Source organism: Pigmentiphaga sp. H8, from assembly GCF_003854895.1.
GTDB lineage: Bacteria > Pseudomonadota > Gammaproteobacteria > Burkholderiales > Burkholderiaceae_B > Pigmentiphaga.
The window spans coordinates 1,493,802-1,512,207 of the sequence record NZ_CP033966.1 but is presented as its reverse complement, the minus strand read 5'-3'; the positions used below and the strand labels follow the sequence as shown (position 1 = coordinate 1,512,207).

Below are 18,406 nucleotides of genomic sequence, written 5' to 3'. Positions count from 1 at the left end.
AAGCAGGTCGCGCCACGGCGCAGTCCCGCAACAGGAGACTCGTATGACGTGCCAAGTTATCCCCCTGCGGCCCCGCCGCGCCAAACGGCGGACGTTCACCGTCCCGGGCAAGTCGTTGATGGTCGCGGTACCCGTGGCCCTGTCGATAGGCTGGCTGCTGGCCCTGCCCGGCATGCCGCACGCACAGGCCGGCCCGAATGCCTCGGCCGAGCACCGGCAGGATTTCGCCATTTCCCGCGGCGACCTGCGCCCCGCGCTCGAGAAATATGCCCGTCAGGCGGGCATACGCCTGTCGTTCGACCCGGCCCTGGTGGCTGGCCTGACGACTCCCGGGCTGACCGGCCGCCACACCATCCAGGACGGTCTGGACACCCTGCTGCGAGGCACGGGCTATACCACGGCCCAGGAAGGCGGACGCTACGTCCTCGTTCCCGAGCCGCCGGCCTCGGCCGGCAAGCGGCCGCCCAGCGGACCGCGCCTGGCGGGCGCCCTCACCCCTGTTTGAAGTCGTCGGTGCTCAGGCCCAGCCTGTGCATCTTGTCGTAAAGCGTCTTGCGCGGCAGGCCCAGCATCTCGCTGGCCGCTGCCGTGCGGCCCGAACAGCTCTTCAAGGCGTCCTCGATCAGCAGGCGTTCGAAGCTGGTCATCTGCTCTTCCAGCGAACGCTTCACGCTGGCCGCCGCGCCCGCGAGTCCGTCCTTGGCCAGCCCCAACACGAAGCGGTCCGCCACGTTGCGCAGCTCGCGCACGTTGCCCGGCCAGTGATGCGCCATCAGCGACTGCAACTGGGAGCCCGATAGCACCGGCGCTTCGCGCCCATAGCGCAGGGCCGCCTGCAGGATGAAGTGTTCGAACAGCAGGGGGATGTCCTCGCGCCGTTCGCGCAGCGGCGGGATCTCCAGCACCGCCACGCTCAGCCGGTAGTACAGGTCCGGTCGGAACGCACCCCGCTCCGACTCGGCCAGCAGATCGGTCTTGGTGGCGGCCACCACCCGGCAATCCATGGGCTGCGGCTCGTTCGAGCCCAGCCGCTCGAACACCCGCTCCTGCAAGGTGCGCAGCAGCTTGATCTGCAGCACCATGGGCATGGTCTCGATCTCGTCCAGGAACAGCGTGCCTCCCCGCGCGTACTCGATCTTGCCGATGCGCCGCTTGGCCGCGCCCGTGAACGCACCGGCCTCGTGGCCGAACACCTCGCTCTCGAACAGCGTCTCGGGCATGCCGCCGCAATTGAGCGCCGAGAAATGGCGATCGTGCCGCCGGCTGTGGTCGTGCAGGCACCGGGCCACCAGTTCCTTGCCCGTGCCGGTTTCTCCCACCAGCAGGACGTCGGCGTCGGTGTCGGCCAGGTCCTGCACCACCTTTCTCAGTGCGACCATGGCCGGCGACCGGCCCAGCAGCGCGCTTTCTATGGCCACGCGATTGTCCAGCTGCCGCCGCAGGGACTGCACTTCCAGCGTCAGCCCGCGCTTATCCAGGGCCCGCTGCACGACCTCGCTCAAATGCTCGGACGAAAAAGGCTTCTCGATGAAATCGTAGGCCCCCAGGCGCATGGCCTGTACCGCCATCGAAATGTCGCCGTGGCCGGTCACCAGGATCACCGGCAGGCTGGCGTCGATCTCCAGCGCGCGGCGCAGCAGTTCCATCCCGTCCATGCCGGACATCTTCACGTCCGTCACCAGCACGCCGGGAAACCCGGGCACGATGTGTTTGATCGCCTGCTCGGCCGACTCGAAGGCCTTGACCTCCAGGCCCGCCAATTGCAACGCCTGCTTGCCGCCCAGCCTGACCGCCGCGTCATCCTCGACAAACAGTACCGCCAATCCTTCATGCATCCATCGTCTCCTCCAACTTCGCCGGCCGCAATTGCAGCACGAATTCCGCCCCGCCCTCTTCCCGGTTGCAGGCGCGCAGGCTCCCGCCGAAATCGCGCACGATACCCGCCGAGATCGCCAGCCCCAGGCCCAATCCCACCCCTTGCTCCTTGGTCGTGAAGAAGGGCTCGAACAGCCGGCGCATCACTTCGTCCGGAATGCCCGGTCCGCTGTCCAGTACCGATATGGCGACCCAGCCCTCCGCTTCCCTGACCGAGATGTCCAGGCGCCGCTTATCGGTGCGCGCCATGGCATCGATGGCATTGCCCAGCAGGTTGACCAGTATCTGTTCCAGCCGATTGCCGTCGCAATAGGCACAGGCATCCTCCGGCACGCTCAGGCACAACTCGATCCTTTCCTGCCGCAGCCGCTGTTCGAGCAGGAAACAGGCGTCGGCCACGGCCACCGCGATCGACGTCGGCTTGAGCAGGGCCGGAGACTTGCGCGCGAACTTCTTCAATTGGCCGGTGATCTTGCCCATGCGGGCGATCAGTTGCCCGATCAGGGTCAGGTTCTCCTCGGCGTCGGCCTGCCGCCCCCGCTGCATCAGCACCGTGGCGTTGTCGGCCAGCGTGCGCAGCGCCGCCAGCGGCTGGTTCAACTCATGCGTGATACCCGCGGCCATCTGGCCAAGCGCCGCCATCTTGCCGGCCTGAACCAGCTCGTCCATGGTGGACTTCAGGACCTCCTCGGCGCGCCGGCGTTCGGCGATCTCGGTCTGAAGATGGCGGTTGGCGTTGCTCAGCGCCTGCGTGCGCGCCGCCACCTTGCGCTCGAGCTCGTCGTGCGCGCGCCGCAAGGCCGCGCTGGCCGCCATGCTCTGTGCGATGGCGCGCCGCCGCTGCTGGAGATACAGCCCCAGGATGGCCAGGAACCCCATGGCCAGCGCCACGGCAATGGCCATGTTGCGGGCGCGCGCATGGATGGGCGCCATGTTGGACAAGGCCATGAGCTTCCACTGCGTACCCGGTATCTGGCGGCTCTGGACCAGGTAGGACGGCAGCAGGAAATTGCCGCCCTCGCCTTCGCGCGCCGCCTCGCTGGTGAACTGCACGATACGCACGCCCTCGGGCTGTTTGCCGACCTCGGCCATGCCCAGCGGCTCGAGCGAGCCGGCGCGATGGTACTGGCGGGTCACGGCCAGCTTCTGCAGCGTATGCGACGACAGCGGCGCGAGCGTCTTGAACTTCCAGCCCGGCACCGAGGTCAGGAAGATCACACCGTTCTCGTCCACCACCACCACCTTCTCGTCGGCGCGCAGCCATGCGTCGTCGAGTTTGTCGAGATCGACCTTCAACGCCGCCACGCCCAGCATCCTGCCGTCGTAATAGATGCCGTACGAAAAATAGTAGCCCGGCGACTGGCTGACGGTGCCGATGCCGTAGAAACGGCCCGACAGCCCCTTGGCCGCGTCGATGAAATAAGGCCGGTACGAGAAATTACGGCCGACGAAGCTGGGCGGACGGTTCCAGTTGCTCGCGGCCAGCGTCAGCCCCTCCACGTTCATCACGTAGATATCGGAGGATCCGGCCTTCTGGTTGACCGCTTCCAGGTACAGGTTGACCCGGGCGATCCGCTCGGGATTGCCCGGGTCCTGCAACAGCGAGATGACGTCCTTGTTCAGGGACAGGATGCCCGGCAGGTAGTCGTAGCGGGTCAACTCGCTCTGCACCCCGCCGGCATAGATGTCCAGCCGGTGCTCGACGCCCTGGCGCAGCACCTGGATGCCGGTGCGCTCGCCCCAGATGTAGGCCAGCATCACCGCCAGCGCGGCGGCGAACAGACAGGCGCCGCCCCACGCCAGGCGGCGCTTGGAAAAACCGAGGGCGGGCGGGTTGACGCTCAAGTCTCCATCCATGATTGTCGTTCTAGTGTCCGCAATTTATCCCAGGCATGCGATGAAAGACACCGGAGCTTGCGCCACGGGGCGGCGCAAGCTCCCTTGCCGCCTAGTCGGCGTAGACGCCGGCCGCCCGGATGATGGGCGTCCACTTGGCGATCTCGTTGCCGAGATGCTTGCGCAGCGAATCAGGCCGGGCCCGCTCGCCAGTCGCCGCCTGCGCGCCCAGCTCCGCCATCTTTCCGCGGAACACCGGGTCCTGGACCGCGGCCTGCAGCGCGGCCGACAACTTCTCGACCACCGCCGGCGGCGTACCCTTGGGCGCGTACATCGCATGCCAGATCTTGACCTCGATGCCCGGCAGCCCCTGCTCGGCGGCGGCGGGAATGTCCTTGAAGGCGTCGATGCGCGAGGGCTGCATCGCGACGTAGGGCTTGACCACGCCGGCCTTGATCTGTCCGGCGACGTTGGTGGTCTGGTCGCACATCAGGTTCACCTGGCCGCCGATGAGATCGGTCAGCGCCGGCGCGGTCCCCTTGTAGGGCACCGTGCCCAGTTGCGTGCCTATGGTACTCATGAACAGAAGGCCGCACAGGTGCGAGGCCGATCCGATACCTGCATTCGCCAGGAACAGCTTGCTGGAATTGGCCTTGATGTAGGGCAGCAGGTCCTTGAAGTTGTCCGGAGGCAGGCTCTTGGTGCCCAGCAGCACCATCGGCACGTCGGCGATCTCGCCGATCATCTCGAAATCCTTGAGCGGATCGAAGCCCAGATGGCGGTACAGCGCAGGCGCGGTGGACATGCCGATGTGATGGATCAGCACCGTATGGCCGTCGTTGCGCGCGGAGGCGACCTTCTTCGCGCCTATGGTGCCGCCCGCGCCGCCGACGTTCTCGATCACGATCTGGCCCTTCAGGTGCCGTGCCATGACCGCCGTCACGTCGCGCGCCACCTTGTCGGTGGGGCCGCCCGCGGCGAACGGCACGACGGCGATGATGGGCGCGCTGCCGGGGAAGTCCTGTGCCTGGGCCGGCGCGGCCAGGGCCGCCAGGACGCCGAGCGATAGCGTGGAAAGAAACTTCATGTCTTTGCTCCTTAGGGATGGTTAACGTCGAACAACCGGTTCTTGGAGGACGGGCCGAACGAGAGCCATCTGCCCGTGAGCGGCTGCTGTTCCACGCCGGGCTTGCTCCAGTCGCCTACGCCATCGGGGAAGACTCGGCGCAGGCGCTCCAGTTGGCCGGCGACCGGGCACGGCGGGGTGCCCGCCTCCTCCTGTCATGGTTTTGATTCTTCTCGTTACAGCGACGGAGGATTAGCAACACCCATGCCAGCGCGGCCCATGCGCGCGATCGCGCGCCAAGCGCCTGTTTTCATTGGCGTTTTCGGAGCAGAGAAAGAAGCGGGAACGGCGGGGGCGGCCAGAATTCCGCCATGCGGGCCGCCGGCCGTTCCGGAATTCCGCAACGGCCGGGAGGGAAGATCAGTTCTCGTCGGGGGAAGGCGGACCGTCTATCGACGAGAACAGGTCCCAGACCGCCATGAACAGCGCGGCGATCAGCGGCCCGATCACGAAGCCGTTGATGCCGAACAGCGCCATGCCGCCGAGGGTCGAGATCAGGATCACGTAGTCCGGCATGCGAGTGTCCTTGCCGACCAGGATGGGGCGCAGCACGTTGTCGACCAGGCCGATCACCAGGATGCCGTACAGCGTCAGGATCACCCCCTGCAGCACCGCGCCGGTCAACAGGAAGTAGATGGCGACCGGGCCCCAGATCAGTCCCGCCCCCACGGCCGGCAGCAGCGACAGGAAGGCCATTACGACGCTCCACAGCAGCGCGCCCTTGATGTCCAGGATCCAGAAGATCAGGCCGCCCAGCACGCCCTGGGTGATGGCCACGACGATGTTCCCCTTGACCGTGGCGCGCACGACCGCGATGAACTTGCGGAACAGATGGCGCTTGTGCTCCTCGGTCAGCGGCAGGGCCTGGCGGACCCGCGCCGACAGGACGGGTCCGTCGCGCAGCAGGAAGAACAGCAGGTACAGCATGACGCCCAGGCTGATGACGAACTGGAAGGTGTTCTGGCCGATGTTGAGCGCCTGGGTGGCGAAGAACTGGCTGCCCCGGGTGGCCATCTGGGCCAGTTTGTCCTGGACGCTGCTCACGTCGACGAGGCCGAAATTCTCGAGCAGGCTGCGCGCCGTGGGCGGCAGGGCCGTCATGGCCTGGTCCAGGTATGCGCGAAAGTCGATGTCGCCGGCCTTGATCTGTTCATAGAGCCCGGCCCCCTGGCTGACGATGGCGCCCGCGATGACCGAGACGGGGATGATGACGATGAGCACGCACACCCCCAGCGTGGCCAGCGCGGCCAGGTTGCTGCGGCCGCCGAACGCCGTCACCAGCCGCCGCTGCAGGGGGAAGAAGATGATGGCCAGGATGGCCCCCCAGAACACGGCGCCGAAGAACGGCCACAGCAGCCAGCCGAACGCCAGCGTGACCAGCACCAGCAGGAGCAGGAAGGTACGGTATTGCAAAGAGGTCTGGCTCATCGAGGACGTTCCTTCAATGTTCGGGAGGCGTTCGGGTCGTGAAGACGGGCAGGGTCAGGCTCCAGCGGATCGCCACCATGCGGAACAGAAACCCGGTGACCAGGGCGATGGCCGTGGCGTGGTCGTGGCCGATGCCGTAGCGCTGCAGCAGCACGTACAGCGTGCCGGTCGCCAGCGCGACGGATGCGTACAGGTCGCGGCGCAGGACCAGCGGCACCTGGTTGCAGAGTATGTCGCGCAGCAGGCCGCCGCAGATGCCCGTCACCATGCCCATCAGCACCACGATGGCGGGATGCGCGCCCGCGGCCTCGGCCACGTCGCAGCCGATCACGGCGAAGGCGACCAGCCCCAGCGCGTCCAGCAGCAGGAAGGCCATGCGCACCCGGTGCATGTACCGGACCAGGAACGCCGCTGCCAGGGCCGCGCCCACGGTGAAGAAAAGATATTCGGGATGGGCCACCCAGCCCAGCGGGTAGTGGCCGAGCAGCACGTCGCGGATGGAGCCGCCGCCCAGGGCCGTGACGGTGCCGACGACGCAGACTCCGAACAGGTCCATGCGCCGTCTCATGCCCATGATCGCGCCCGAGGCGGCCTCGGCGGTGATCGCGACCAGATAGATCACTTGCAGCAACATAAGCGTGGCCGGTGGGCCGTCTCCTTTTCCTGCGCGCCGGACGGACGCGCGAACCAGGCGGATTATCGCATCCGCCGGGACCGCCCTAGCCGGATGGCCGCCCTACCCGCCAACGGCCGGCAGCGCCTCCATCAGGGTCGCGCGAAAATCCTCCATGACAGGCGGCACCTTGAAACCGCGCCGCGTCACCTGATAGAGATCCAGGCTGACGGCGGGCTTGGCCAGCAGGTCGGTCGCCACCCGGTGCCGGTGGCAGGCCACCAGCGCGAACGTGGGGATGACGGCCGTGCCCAGCCCCGCCTCGACCATGGAGATCAGGGTCTCGAAGAAATTGAAGCTGGGGCGGTCCTCGTTGCCGCGTCCGATCTTCTCCAGGTGCGGCTCGATCAGCCGCTGGATGGGATTGGCGGGCGGCAGGCCGATCAATGGCACGTCGCGCAGGCTGGCCCAGGCGGCGGTGCCCACCGGTCGGCCCGGCGCCCCGTCGGTGGGCGCTACGCGCATCAGCCTGAACTTGCCCACCGGCGCCCGGTCCAGACCCGCCAGTGTCTTGAAGAAGAACCCCAGCCCGATGTCGGCCTCGCCGCCGGCGACCAGCGCCTCCACCTGCGGCAGATCGGCATCGGCCAGCCGCAGTTCCACGTGCGGATGGGATTGCTTGAACAGCTGGAAGACCCGCGGCAGGATGTTCGACGAAATCAGCGGCGTGGCGGCGATGCGCAGGGTCTGGCGCGCGCGCCGGCCGGCCACGCCCAGCTTGGACACCACCTCCTCCAGGTCGCCCACCACCCGCTGCGCCACCGGCAGCAGGTCGCGGCCGGCATCGGTCAGCACCACCATGCGGGTCGTGCGGTCGAACAGCCGGCAATCGAGCTGCTTTTCCATCTCGCGGATCATGATGCTGAGCCCGGCCTGCGTCATGTGGGCCTTCTCGGCGGCACGAGTGAAATTGCCGATACGCGCGACGTGCAGGAACACCTGTAACTGGCGCAATGAGAGATTCATAAAACTCTAATATGTATTCATATCATATCTAAACTTCAAAAATAATACGTTCTGGCGCCTAATACCAGCATCAGCGGTTCCCGGTCGGGGATCCGCGAGAAAGTTCTTCACGAGGGTGCGAACATGAGCAGCAAAGAGGACGTGGTCATCATCGGCGCCGGAATAGGCGGACTGACGCTGGCCCTGAGTCTCCACCAGGCCGGCATCGCCTGCCGCATCTACGAGGCCGCGCCCGAGCTGCGGCCGCTGGGCGTGGGCATCAACGTCCTGCCCCACGCGGCGCGCGAGCTGTCCGAACTGGGGCTGCTGCCCGAACTGGACAAGGTGGGCGTGCGCACGCGCGAATCGATCTTCTTCAACGAACACGGACAGTTCGTGTTCCGCGAAGCCGCGGGCCTGGCCGCCGGCTTCGACTGGCCGCAATACTCCATCCACCGGGGCGACCTGCAGACCGTGCTGTTCGATGCCGTCAAGCAGCGCCTGGGCCCGGACGCCGTGGTCTGCGGCCACCGCTGCACCGGCGCCACGCAGGACGCCGACTCGATCACCGCGCATTTCGTCTCGCCCGAGGGCGAACGCCTGCCCGACGTGCAGGCCCGCCTGCTGATCGCCTGCGACGGCGTGCACTCGGCCCTGCGCAAGCAGCTTTATCCGCAGGAAGGCGCGCCGCGCTATTCGGGCGTCAACATGTGGCGCGGGACCGCGGTATGGAAACCGTTCCTGAGCGAGGCCAGCATGGTGCGCGCGGGCTGGCTGGACGTGGGCAAGATGGTGATCTACCCCATCCGCAACGACGTCGACGGCAAGGGCGGCCAGTTGATCAACTGGGTGGCGGAGATCACCGATCCCAACCCGGCCATCCGCGACTGGAGCCGGCCCGGCAGGCTGGAAGACTTCCTGCCCGCCTTCGAAAACTGGCATTTCGACTGGCTGGACGTCCCCGCCCTGATCCGGTCCTCGGACTCCATCCTGGAATATCCGATGGTGGACCAGGATCCGCTGCCCACCTGGACCCAGGGCCGCCTGACGCTGCTGGGCGACGCCGCCCACCCCATGGTGCCGCGTGGATCGAACGGCGCGGGCCAGGCCATCATCGACGCGCGCTACCTGGCGGGCCAGCTGAAGCAGCGCGGCCTGACCGTGGAAGCCCTGCAGGACTACGACAAGGTCCGGGTCGCGGCGACCACGCAGGTGGTGCTGACCAACCGCACGAATCCGCCCGACGCCATCCTGCGCGAGGTCTTTGAACGCACCGGCGGCAAGCGCTTCGAGCAGCTCGAATCCATCGTCCCGCAGGCCGAGCTGCAAGCCATCTCCGACAACTACAAGAAAGTCGCCGGCTACAGCCCGGCCTCGCTGAAGGCCCGACCCTCCTTCCTCTGACCCCGGCGCGGTCCGCGCCGGACCGCCCGACCTTCCCGAAGCCGCCCTGGAGGCGGCTTTGTTTTTGCAAATTCGGAAACTATTGATAATTTTTATCGGTACGAAAAAGCAATATTCAAATTAAAAGTATCTGATCTTGATACTTTTTTAAAATTAGCCGAGAATCGCTGCCATACCATCGACCGTTCCGGCACGGCATCCTCCGCTCCGGAAAGCAAGGAGACCCCCATGGCAGCGCTCGTTCCCATCCAAGGCCTGCATCACTACGCCTACCGGTGCAGGGATGCCGAGGAAACCCGTCATTTCTACGAGGACCTCCTGGGCCTGCCGCTCGCGCACGTGATCCGCGCCGACCACGTACCCAGCACCGGTGAATATTGCCCCTACGTCCACATCTTCTTCGAGATGCGGGACGGCTCCTACATGGCCTTCTTCGACCTGGGCGACGGCCAGGCGGCCCAGCCCTCGGCCAACACTCCGGACTGGGTCAACCACATCGCGCTGCAGGTCGAATCCGAGGCCGAACTCCACGCGGCCCGCGCCCGGCTGGAGGCAGACGGCGTCGAGGTCCTGGGCGTGACGGACCACGGCTTCGTCCGGTCCATCTACTTCTTCGATCCCAACGGCATCCGGCTCGAACTGACCACGCGCACGGCGCCCCCCGCCCGGCTCGATGAATTCAAGGCCTCGGCCCATGCCGAACTGGCGGACTGGATCCGCACCCGGCCCCTGGCCGCCCATCGCTAACCGCCTGCCCCGCCATCCACAAGGAAATCAGCGTCATGTCCACGCCGTCCAAGCACACCTTCGATCGCATTCCCGTCATCCTGCAATTCCGCGAGCCGGTCGAGATGGTGGAAACCTACGGCTTCAACGGCAGCCAGGGCTATACCGTGCTCGAGGGCCAGCGGCTGGTGCCGCGCAACGTGCCGTCCAAGGTCGTGTTCCTGTTCATGCATCCGGCCTCCACGCTGCAGCTCCTGCCCATGCCCGTGGCGCTGGCCGAGTCGGGCATGCACGTGCTGTGCGCCGGCAGCCGCTACGCCAAGAACGATTCGGCCCTGATCATGGAGAAGGTGGCGGCCGACCTGGGCGCCTACATGCGCTACGCGCGCGAAGAACTGGGCTACGAGAAGGTGGTGCTGGTCGGCTGGTCCGGCGGCGGCGCGCTGTCGCTGTTCTACGAGGCCCAGGCCGAGGCCCCCTCGATCACGCACACGCCGGCGGGCGATCCCTATGACCTGACGCAGGCGGGCCTGACGCCGGCGGACGGCATCATCTTCATCGCCGCCCACCTGAGCCGGCCGGAAACCCTGACCGAATGGCTGGACCCCTCGGTCCGCAACGAACTGGACCCCGAGGACCGCGACCTCGAACTCGACATCTACGCCCCCGGCTGCCCCAACCGGCCGCCCTACGCGCAGGACTTCGTGGCGCGCTTCCGGGCGGAGCAACTGGCGCGCAATCGCCGCATCAGCGCCTGGGTGCTCGATACGCTGGACCGGCTCAAGCGCTCGTCGTCGGGCGAGCGGGAACGCGGCTTCGTGGTCCATCGCACCATGTGCGACGTGCGCTGGCTCGACCCCGCGCTGGACCCGAACGGGCGCAAGCCGAACTGGTGCTACCTGGGCGACCCGCGCGTGGTCAACTCCGGCCCCGCCGGCCTGGCCCGCTTCAGCACGCTGCGCAGCTGGCTGTCGCAATGGTCCTACGACCACTCCAACATCAAGGGCCCCGCGAACGCCGCGCGGATACGCCAGGTTCCCGTCCTGCAGATCGAGAACGAGGCGGACGACGCCGTGCCCGCCACCCACAACCCCCTGATCCATGCCGCGCTCGGCACCCCGGACAAGGAGTTCGTGCAGATCCAGGGCGCGACCCACTACTACCTGGGGCAGCCCCGGGAACTCGCGCAGTGCATGGAGACCATCATCGACTGGACTCGCCGTAAGATCGCGGCGGACTTCGAAGCTCCGGCCGCCGCGCCCCGCTGACCGGGCGGGCCGGCCCGGGATTGATTACCATCATGCCTGCGAGCGCGCCGGCCGGCATGGCCGGCGCGCCGAACACCGAGGTGCATCGATCCCGCCATGTCCCAGTTCGCCAAAGTCCTCCAGGTCCTGGACCTTTTCTCCGAAGCCAGGATCACGCTGGCGGCCGAGGAGATCGCCGATCTGCTCGACGTCTCCCGGCCCACCGCCTTCCGCTACGTCAAACAGCTATGCGAGACCGGCCTCTTGGCGAAGATCGCGGGGCGCTACGCGCTGGGCGCGAAGATCATCGAACTCGACTACCGCATCCGGCGGTCCGAACCCATCCTGCTGGCCAGCCGCGCCAGCATGCGTGAACTCGCCCAGCGCACGGCCATGACGGTCGTACTGTGCAACATCTATGGTGACGAGATCGTGCACAGCCACCATGAGCTGGTGGGCGAACTCACCCCCATGAGCCTGGACCGCGGCCATCTGATGCCGCTGTTCAAGGGCGCCGCCTCGGCGGTGATCCTGGCCAACCTCCAGGCCGCGCGCCTGAAGCGGCTGTACGAGCGCCACAAGGCCGATGCCGAGGTGCGGGCCATCGCCGGCGACTGGCCCTCCTTCGCCCGGCACTACAAGCGCATACGCAAGGATGGCCACTACGTCTCGCGCGAGGAGATCGACCCGGGCGTCATCGGCATCGCGGCGCCCATCTTCAACGATGGGCGCCACGTCGTGGGCGCCACCACCCTGGTCTACGAGAAAAAGCGCGAGAAGCTGGTGAACGAGGAAGGCTATGCCGAACTGGTGCGGCACTGCGCCGCGGCGGTGACCCAGGAGATCGCCGCCGCGGCGCAACGGGCTACTTGAAGTCGGCGTTCGGGTCCTTGCCCTCCTGCCCCGGCGCGGGCTCTTGCCCATAGACGCTGCCGCCGCCATAGCTTTCGCCGTAGGTGCTGTCCACCTCGATCTTGACGCTGCCCGGGTCCACCACGGCCCGGTCGCCCTTGTAGTGCATCACCAGTCCCGGCATCAGCAGCACGATGGCCACCATCAACAACTGGATCACGATGAACGGGATGGAGCCCCAGTAGATCTGGCCGGTGGTGACGCGGGCGATGCGCTTGCCCGTGACCTTGTCGAGATAGTCTTCCTTGGGCGCCACCGACCGCAGGTAGAACAGCGCGAAGCCGAATGGCGGATGCATGAAGGAGGTCTGCATGTTGACCGCCAGCAGCACGCCGAACCAGATCAGGTCTATCCCCATCTTCTCGGCCACCGGCCCCAACAGCGGCACGATGATGAAGGCCAGCTCGAAGAAATCCAGGAAGAAGGCCAGCACGAAGGTCAGCACGCTGACGACGATCAGGAAGCCCCACTGGCCGCCGGGCACGGACGTCAGCAGGTGTTCGACCCACAGGTCGCCGCTGACGGCCCGGAAGGTCAGGCCGAACACGGTCGAACCGATCAGGATGAACACCACGAAGCAGGACAGCTTGGTCGTGGTGTCCATCGCCTGCTTGAGCAGGTCCAGCGTGAGGCGCTTGCGGATGAGCGCCATCGCGATCGCGCCCACCGCCCCCATCGCGCCGCCCTCGGTGGGGGTGGCCACGCCGATGAAGATGGTCCCCAGCACCAGGAAGATCAGGAACAACGGCGGGATCATCACGAAGGTGACCCGCTCGGCCAGCGCCGACAGCCACCCCAGCCGCAGCACCTTGTTGGCCAGCGCGATGATGAAGGCCGAGACGCCCCAGATCAGCATGGTCAGCACGATGCGTTCGTCCACCGGCGCGGTGTCGTGTTCGAGATAGTTGCCGACCAGCGTGGCGATGCCCGCCGAAATGATCATCAGCACCAGCAACGAGCGGCCGCCGCGCGTCCCATTGGGTTCCTGGAAGCGGCGGGCCTCTTCGGGCAGGGCCGGCGCGCTGGCCGGCCGGAACAGCGACGCCAGCACCACGAACGCGACGTAGGCGCCGGCCAGCAGGAATCCTGGCAGCATCGCCCCCCGGTACATGTCGCCGATCGACCGGCCCAGCTGGTCGGCCAGGATGATCAGCACCAGCGAGGGCGGGATGATCTGCGACAGCGTGCCCGAAGCCGCGATCACGCCCGAGGCCAGCCTGCGGTCATAGCCGTAGCGCAGCATGATGGGCAGCGAGATCAGTCCCATGGAGATGACCGAGGCCGACACCACGCCCGTGGTGGCCGCCAGCATCGCGCCGACGAACACCACGGCGATGGCCAGCCCGCCCCGCAGCGTACCGAACAACTGCCCGATGGTCTCGAGCAGGTCCTCGGCCATGCCGGAACGCTCCAGCACCAGCCCCATCAGGGTGAAGAACGGCACCGCCAGCAGCGAATCGTTGGCGATGATGCCGAATACCCGCTGCGGCAACGCCTGGAACAGCACCGGAGTCAGCAGGCCCAGTTCGATGCCGATCAGCGCGTACAGCATGCCGTTGGCGGCCAACGCGAACGCCACCGGGAACCCCAGCAGCAGAAAGACCACCAGGTTGGCGAACATGATCGGCGCCAGGTTCGCGATCAGGAAATCGATCATCAGCGGCCTCCCTGCGTGCTGCCATGGACGGCGGCCTCGCGGGCCTGCGCCTCGCGGGCGATTTCCTCGGCCAACTCTTCCTCGGCGGTCTTGCCCCGCTCCCGCTCGCGCGGGTCGGGCCCCTTGCCCATCAGGAAGGCCACGCACTTGATCAGGTGCGACAGGCCGGCCAGCACCAGCAGGAAGAAGCCGACCGGAATCAGCAGCTTGACGGGCCAGCGCACCAGGCCGCCTGGATTGGACGACTGCTCGTTGGTCACGAAGGAATCGACGAACACGGGCCAGGACAGCCACATGATCAGCACGCACGCCGGCATCAGGAACAGGACGACCCCGAGGATCTCTATCCAGATCTGCGTGCGCTGCGACAGCTTCTGCGCGACGATGTCCACGCGCACGTGTTCGTTCTTCAACAAGGTATAGCCCGCCGCCAGCAGGAAGATGGCGCCGAACAGGTACCACTGCAGCTCGAGCCAGGCGTTGGAGCTGGTGTGGAAGACCTTGCGCACGATGGCGTTGCCCGCGCTGACGACGACCACCACCAGGGTCAGCCAGGTGACGGCCTTGCCGACGAGCTGGTTGAGCTTGTCGACCAGGCGGGAAAAAGCGAGGAGAGCATTCATGGTTGTGAACCGATGCTGAACGAAAAACGCCTGGCGCGAGGCCAGGCGAGCGATTCCTGCTTCCGGTGCGTGGCGGGGAACCTGGTAGGTAGCGCCACGCTGGTGTCCTTTACTTGCGGATGGTGGACATGTAGCCGTCGAAGTTGCCTTCGGCCACCCGGAACCATGGCAGCACGTTGCCGCGGAAGGCAACCATGCTGTCATAGACCTTCTTGAACTCGGGACTCTTGGCGCTCATCTCGGCATACAGCTTGTTGGACTCGGCATAGCAGGCGTCCATGACCGATTTCGGGAAAGCCCGCAGCTGCGCCCCCTGCGAGATCAGCCGGCGCAGCGCCGCCGGATTCTCGGCGTCGTACTTGGCGATCATGTCGTTGGTAGCCGCGGCGCATGCCTGGTCCAACGCGGCCTGGTACTGCTTGGGCAGCTTGTTGTAGGCGTCCTGGTTCACGTACAGCGACACCTGCAGCGTGCCTTCCCACCAGCCGGGGTAGTAGTAGTTCTTGGCGACCTTGTGGAATCCCAGCTTTTCGTCGTCGTACGGGCCGATCCACTCGGCCGCGTCGATGGTGCCCTTCTCGAGCGCCGGATAGATGTCGCCGCCGGCGATCTGCTGCGGCACCACGCCCAGTCGGGACAGCACGGCGCCCGCGAAGGCGCTGACGCGGAACTTCAGCCCCTTCAGGTCCTCGACCGACTTGATCTCCTTGCGGAACCAGCCGCCCATCTGGGTGCCGGTATAGCCGCAGGGGAAGTTGACGACGTTGTATTTCTTGAAGACCTCGCGCAGCAGCTTGAGGCCGTCGCCGTGGCGCATCCAGGCGTTCATCTGGCGCGTGTTGAGCCCGAACGGCACCGCCGCGTCGAAGCTCAGCGTGGGATCCTTGCCGTAGTAATAGTAGGAGGCGCTGTGCCCGCATTCGATGGTGCCGTTCTGCACGCTGTCGAGCACCTGCAGCGCGGGCACGATTTCCCCGGCCGGAAAGGCGCGGATCGTGAACTTCCCGCCCGTGGCCTCGGACACGTACTTGGCCACGGCTTCGCCGCCGCTATAGATGGCATCGGCGCTGCGGGGAAAGCTTGAAGCAAGGCGCCAGGTCACGGTGGGCGCGTCCTGGGCGAATACTGGGGCTGCCAACGTCACGCCGCCAGCGGCGGCGCCCACGGTTGCCTTGGTCAGAAAGGAACGGCGGTGCATGTACGGGTCTCCCGGGTGGTTGTAACCCACGGGCGGCACCGGTCCTGTCAAGAGGTGTCACGAGACTGCAACCGATGCAAAACAAGTGCCACCCATAGGTAGGGCAAGTACATAATAGCGGGACGCTAGAGCACTGCATTCCTAAGGGAAACCCTGATTCCCTGAAAAGGGAATCGCCATGCACTCGCGTTCAGTCGGCGCCTATCCTGGCCTCCCGGACCACCCGCTTCCACTTCACCAGCTCGGATCGCAGCAGCTCTCCCAGTTGCTCCGGCGTGCTGGGTTCGGCCAGGGCCCCCAGCGACGCGAACTGCTGCTGGACCTCCGGCAACCGCAGGATGGCATCGATCTCGTCGTGCAGGCGCGCGACGATCGCCGGCGGCATGCCCGCGGGGCCGAACACGCCGGTCCAGACGTCGACCTCGCCCTCGGGCAGCCCCAGCTCGCGCAGGGTGGGAACGTCGGGCAGCAAGGGGCTGCGCCGGGGGCTGGTGATGGCGAGCGGACGCACCTTGCCCAGCCTGGCCTGGGGCGCCGAGGTCAGCACCAGGTCGAACATGGCGTCGACGTGCCCGCCCAGCAGGTCGTTCAGGGCCGGCGCGCTGCTTTTGTACGGGACGTGCAGCAGCGGAATGCGCGCGGCGCTCTTGAGCAGTTCCCCCGCCAGGTGGTTGGACGTGCCCGCGCCGGCCGACGCATAGGTGATGGGCTGGGCGCGCGACTTCGCCAGCGCCAGGAACTGCGAGAAATCCGCCGCCGGCAGCGAAGGATGGACCACCAGCACCAGGGGCAGCGAGTTCACCAGCGAGATGGGCGTGAAGTCCTTGACCGGGTCGAAGTCCACCCGGTTGATGAGCGGGTTCATGACCTGGGAACTGACGCCGCCATACAGGATGGTGTAGCCGTCGGGCGCGGCCATGGCCGCGTGCTTGACGCCGATCGCGGTGCTGGCTCCCGGCCGGTTCTCCACGATCACGGGCTGGCCCAGCCGCTGGCCGAGCTTCTGGGCCAGCGCCCGCGTCAGCACATCGGCGGTGCCACCCGGCGCGAAGGGCACGATGAAGCGGATCGGCCTGTCGGGGTATGGCTGCGCCCGTGCGCCGGGCAAGGCCATACAGGTGATCGAGATCCCGATTGCCGCTTGCATGCATAGGGTGCGTATCATGGTCGTATCCTAAAAAGCCGGTGGACAGCGCGCGAAACGTCGGCATCGACGGCCGGCCGCTCCTCGCGGGCGCCGGCCGCCACGGGTCACAACGTGTATTCGGGCAGGTCTATGCCCAGCTGGGCCGCCTTGCTCCGGATCTCGGCCAGCGTGGACACGAAGGCCTCGTGCTCGATGTCGGGAGGCGCCGCCCCCAGGCCGGCCTTGGCCACGACAAGGTCGAGCCGGGCGAACAGGTCCTGCTCCTCGTTGACGTTGGACGACGAGTGGAACCCGCCCAGTTCGATATTCTCGATGACATCGATCATGGCCGTCCTCACGTTCTCGCGCACCTCGTCCGAGACCTGCGGCAGGCGATACGCCAGGTACTCCCAGCCCATGCCGATGTGGCGGACTTCGTCGGCCAGGATGCGGCCCAGGACGGCCCGCGCGACGGGGTCGGTGGTGTGGTGATAGCGGACGCGGAAGATCTCGACCGCGAAGTATTCGCTGACGCAATGCCAGCACGCCAGCACGGCCTCGGGGGTGTAGTCCGGATTCATGCCGCGTTCGCGCAGGCCCGCCACCAGCCGCTTGCGCGGCGCTCCTTCCGGCGGCTCGGACAGGTAGCCTCCCAGCTTCTCGGCCATCATGTAGGAGGCCTCGATGTGCTTGGCCTCGTCCATGAACTTGGTCGCCAGGGCCAGCTTGATCATGCCGGGCCGGTCCCCCTCGAAGGCGAAGCGCAGCAGCACGGTGGGCGATTCGGCCAGGCCGGTATATTCGCTCCAGGCGCGCCGGCTCCAGAAGACCCGGGCGGCGTACAGCTCTTCCTCGGTGTACTTGCCCAGGTCCAGCTGGTTCCAGGGAATGTCCGTGACCGGATCCCAGTTCGATCCCTTGGCGACGGTCCAGATGCGTTCGACGCGAGGCAGCATCTCCCCCAGGTTCAACGGAAACCGCTGCTCGCGGATTCCGGGAAAGCCGGTGACGGGAATGAAAGACGACGGCTGTGCGGACATCTTGGCTCCTTGTGATTCCGTTTTTTCGTAACTAACCAACTGATTAGTTAATAGTCTAGAAATCAGGAGGAAGCCATGTCAAGAAAATTCTTCCATCCATGATCTTTGACATGATCAACGGGTGCTGCTTAGAATTAACCAACCAGATAGTTACTTAACAACAGGGAGACCAGCATGATCACCAAGACACCCCTGGGACCCTCGGGCCGTCCCTACTCCCAGGCGCTGGACGTGGCCGGCGGCAAGCGCATGGTCTTCGTATCGGGCCAACTGGCGCGAGCCGATCCGGAGCATGCCCATCATCCCGGCGACCTGGGGCGGCAGGCCCGCGAGATCTTCGCCAACATGGATACGCTGCTGCGCGAGGCGGGCGGATCGCTGGCCGACGTGGTCAAGATCACGGCCTTCCTGACGACGCTGGACGGCTACGCGGACTATTCCGCGATCCGCCGCGAAGTCTTCGCGGATCCCCTGCCCGCCAGCTCCACGGTGCAGGTCTCGTCCCTGGTCACGCCCGGATGCCTGATCGAGATCGAGGCCATCGCGATACTATGAACGCCGTTGGCCGCCCCCTTCGCAAAGAATCCTCC

Annotated in this window: 18 protein-coding genes; 6 read left to right on the top strand and 12 right to left on the bottom strand. The window is 66.4% G+C overall.

The window, feature by feature from the left end:
* Window positions 1-43: 43 nt before the first annotated feature.
* A complete protein-coding gene (locus tag EGT29_RS07145; RefSeq protein WP_124688367.1) occupies window positions 44-505 on the top strand; it encodes an STN domain-containing protein in 462 nt (153 codons plus the stop codon).
* On the opposite strand, the gene EGT29_RS07140 is transcribed toward EGT29_RS07145, so the two are convergent.
* From EGT29_RS07140 to EGT29_RS07115, 7 genes are all read right to left on the bottom strand, one after another.
* Window positions 492-1,835, bottom strand: coding sequence for a sigma-54 dependent transcriptional regulator (locus EGT29_RS07140; protein WP_124688366.1), 1,344 nt, complete (start codon window positions 1,833-1,835; stop codon window positions 492-494). The two genes, EGT29_RS07145 and EGT29_RS07140, sit on opposite strands and share 14 nt — an antisense overlap.
* Window positions 1,828-3,720 carry an ATP-binding protein gene (locus tag EGT29_RS07135; protein WP_161567726.1) on the bottom strand — a complete coding sequence of 631 codons (1,893 nt, stop codon included), beginning with the start codon at window positions 3,718-3,720 and terminating at the stop codon, window positions 1,828-1,830. Before EGT29_RS07135 ends, EGT29_RS07140 begins: the two co-directional genes overlap by 8 nt.
* Before the next feature lie 103 nt (window positions 3,721-3,823).
* Window positions 3,824-4,798, bottom strand: coding sequence for a tripartite tricarboxylate transporter substrate-binding protein (locus tag EGT29_RS07130; RefSeq protein WP_124688364.1), 975 nt, complete (start codon window positions 4,796-4,798; stop codon window positions 3,824-3,826).
* A gap of 11 nt (window positions 4,799-4,809) precedes the next feature.
* On the bottom strand, window positions 4,810-4,950 hold the full coding sequence (locus EGT29_RS28925) for a DUF6351 family protein (RefSeq protein WP_370283022.1): 141 nt from the start codon (window positions 4,948-4,950) through the stop codon (window positions 4,810-4,812).
* Window positions 4,951-5,197: 247 nt separating this feature from the next.
* Window positions 5,198-6,265, bottom strand: a complete 1,068-nt coding sequence (locus EGT29_RS07125) for an AI-2E family transporter (protein ID WP_124688363.1) — start codon at window positions 6,263-6,265, stop codon at window positions 5,198-5,200.
* A gap of 13 nt (window positions 6,266-6,278) precedes the next feature.
* Window positions 6,279-6,893, bottom strand: a complete 615-nt coding sequence (locus EGT29_RS07120) for a trimeric intracellular cation channel family protein (protein WP_202865625.1) — start codon at window positions 6,891-6,893, stop codon at window positions 6,279-6,281.
* 108 nt (window positions 6,894-7,001) lie between these two features.
* Complete coding sequence (locus tag EGT29_RS07115; RefSeq protein ID WP_124688361.1) at window positions 7,002-7,904, bottom strand: LysR family transcriptional regulator; 903 nt, start codon at window positions 7,902-7,904, stop codon at window positions 7,002-7,004.
* A gap of 123 nt (window positions 7,905-8,027) precedes the next feature.
* On the opposite strand from EGT29_RS07115, the gene EGT29_RS07110 reads away from it, so the two are divergent.
* The 4 genes from EGT29_RS07110 to EGT29_RS07095 all read left to right on the top strand — a co-directional run bounded on the left by EGT29_RS07110 (window position 8,028) and on the right by EGT29_RS07095 (window position 12,133).
* Window positions 8,028-9,287, top strand: coding sequence for a flavin-dependent oxidoreductase (locus tag EGT29_RS07110; protein ID WP_124688360.1), 1,260 nt, complete (start codon window positions 8,028-8,030; stop codon window positions 9,285-9,287).
* A 228-nt stretch (window positions 9,288-9,515) separates the two neighbouring features.
* A complete protein-coding gene (locus tag EGT29_RS07105) occupies window positions 9,516-10,034 on the top strand; it encodes a VOC family protein (protein WP_124688359.1) in 519 nt (172 codons plus the stop codon).
* 35 nt (window positions 10,035-10,069) lie between these two features.
* Complete coding sequence (locus EGT29_RS07100) at window positions 10,070-11,281, top strand: alpha/beta hydrolase (RefSeq protein ID WP_124688358.1); 1,212 nt, start codon at window positions 10,070-10,072, stop codon at window positions 11,279-11,281.
* A gap of 96 nt (window positions 11,282-11,377) precedes the next feature.
* Window positions 11,378-12,133: an IclR family transcriptional regulator gene (locus EGT29_RS07095; RefSeq protein WP_124688357.1), complete on the top strand. Its 756-nt coding sequence runs from the start codon at window positions 11,378-11,380 to the stop codon at window positions 12,131-12,133.
* Here the strand turns inward: EGT29_RS07095 and EGT29_RS07090 are convergent.
* The 5 genes from EGT29_RS07090 to EGT29_RS07070 form a co-directional block, all read right to left on the bottom strand.
* A complete protein-coding gene (locus EGT29_RS07090) occupies window positions 12,126-13,826 on the bottom strand; it encodes a TRAP transporter large permease subunit (protein ID WP_124692252.1) in 1,701 nt (566 codons plus the stop codon). The two genes, EGT29_RS07095 and EGT29_RS07090, sit on opposite strands and share 8 nt — an antisense overlap.
* 2 nt (window positions 13,827-13,828) lie before the next feature.
* Window positions 13,829-14,452 carry a TRAP transporter small permease subunit gene (locus tag EGT29_RS07085; protein WP_124688356.1) on the bottom strand — a complete coding sequence of 208 codons (624 nt, stop codon included), beginning with the start codon at window positions 14,450-14,452 and terminating at the stop codon, window positions 13,829-13,831.
* Between the two features lie 109 nt (window positions 14,453-14,561).
* Entirely contained in the window at window positions 14,562-15,650 is a 1,089-nt protein-coding gene (locus EGT29_RS07080; protein WP_124688355.1) for a TRAP transporter substrate-binding protein, read from the bottom strand.
* A 190-nt stretch (window positions 15,651-15,840) separates the two neighbouring features.
* Window positions 15,841-16,815, bottom strand: a complete 975-nt coding sequence (locus tag EGT29_RS07075; RefSeq protein WP_124688354.1) for a tripartite tricarboxylate transporter substrate binding protein — start codon at window positions 16,813-16,815, stop codon at window positions 15,841-15,843.
* An 86-nt stretch (window positions 16,816-16,901) separates the two neighbouring features.
* The gene (locus EGT29_RS07070) at window positions 16,902-17,816 is read right to left on the bottom strand and encodes a ferritin-like domain-containing protein (RefSeq protein WP_124688353.1); all 915 of its coding nucleotides are present in this window, start codon (window positions 17,814-17,816) and stop codon (window positions 16,902-16,904) included.
* Window positions 17,817-17,990: 174 nt separating this feature from the next.
* On the opposite strand from EGT29_RS07070, the gene EGT29_RS07065 reads away from it, so the two are divergent.
* Window positions 17,991-18,371, top strand: a complete 381-nt coding sequence (locus EGT29_RS07065; protein WP_124688352.1) for a RidA family protein — start codon at window positions 17,991-17,993, stop codon at window positions 18,369-18,371.
* The last annotated feature ends 35 nt before the right edge of the window (window positions 18,372-18,406 follow it).

What these genes read in the sequence shown, in the direction of transcription:
- EGT29_RS07100 (WP_124688358.1), top strand. Translation starts at nt 10,070, where the DNA reads ATGTCCACGCCGTCCAAGCACACCTTCGATCGCATTCCCGTCATCCTG.
- EGT29_RS07115 (WP_124688361.1), bottom strand. Translation starts at nt 7,904, where the DNA reads ATGAATCTCTCATTGCGCCAGTTACAGGTGTTCCTGCACGTCGCGCGT.
- EGT29_RS07105 (WP_124688359.1), top strand. Translation starts at nt 9,516, where the DNA reads ATGGCAGCGCTCGTTCCCATCCAAGGCCTGCATCACTACGCCTACCGG.
- EGT29_RS07125 (WP_124688363.1), bottom strand. Translation starts at nt 6,265, where the DNA reads ATGAGCCAGACCTCTTTGCAATACCGTACCTTCCTGCTCCTGCTGGTG.
- EGT29_RS07065 (WP_124688352.1), top strand. Translation starts at nt 17,991, where the DNA reads ATGATCACCAAGACACCCCTGGGACCCTCGGGCCGTCCCTACTCCCAG.
- EGT29_RS07080 (WP_124688355.1), bottom strand. Translation starts at nt 15,650, where the DNA reads ATGCACCGCCGTTCCTTTCTGACCAAGGCAACCGTGGGCGCCGCCGCT.
- EGT29_RS07145 (WP_124688367.1), top strand. Translation starts at nt 44, where the DNA reads ATGACGTGCCAAGTTATCCCCCTGCGGCCCCGCCGCGCCAAACGGCGG.
- EGT29_RS07075 (WP_124688354.1), bottom strand. Translation starts at nt 16,815, where the DNA reads ATGATACGCACCCTATGCATGCAAGCGGCAATCGGGATCTCGATCACC.
- EGT29_RS07130 (WP_124688364.1), bottom strand. Translation starts at nt 4,798, where the DNA reads ATGAAGTTTCTTTCCACGCTATCGCTCGGCGTCCTGGCGGCCCTGGCC.
- EGT29_RS07095 (WP_124688357.1), top strand. Translation starts at nt 11,378, where the DNA reads ATGTCCCAGTTCGCCAAAGTCCTCCAGGTCCTGGACCTTTTCTCCGAA.
- EGT29_RS07110 (WP_124688360.1), top strand. Translation starts at nt 8,028, where the DNA reads ATGAGCAGCAAAGAGGACGTGGTCATCATCGGCGCCGGAATAGGCGGA.
- EGT29_RS07140 (WP_124688366.1), bottom strand. Translation starts at nt 1,835, where the DNA reads ATGCATGAAGGATTGGCGGTACTGTTTGTCGAGGATGACGCGGCGGTC.
- EGT29_RS07085 (WP_124688356.1), bottom strand. Translation starts at nt 14,452, where the DNA reads ATGAATGCTCTCCTCGCTTTTTCCCGCCTGGTCGACAAGCTCAACCAG.
- EGT29_RS07070 (WP_124688353.1), bottom strand. Translation starts at nt 17,816, where the DNA reads ATGTCCGCACAGCCGTCGTCTTTCATTCCCGTCACCGGCTTTCCCGGA.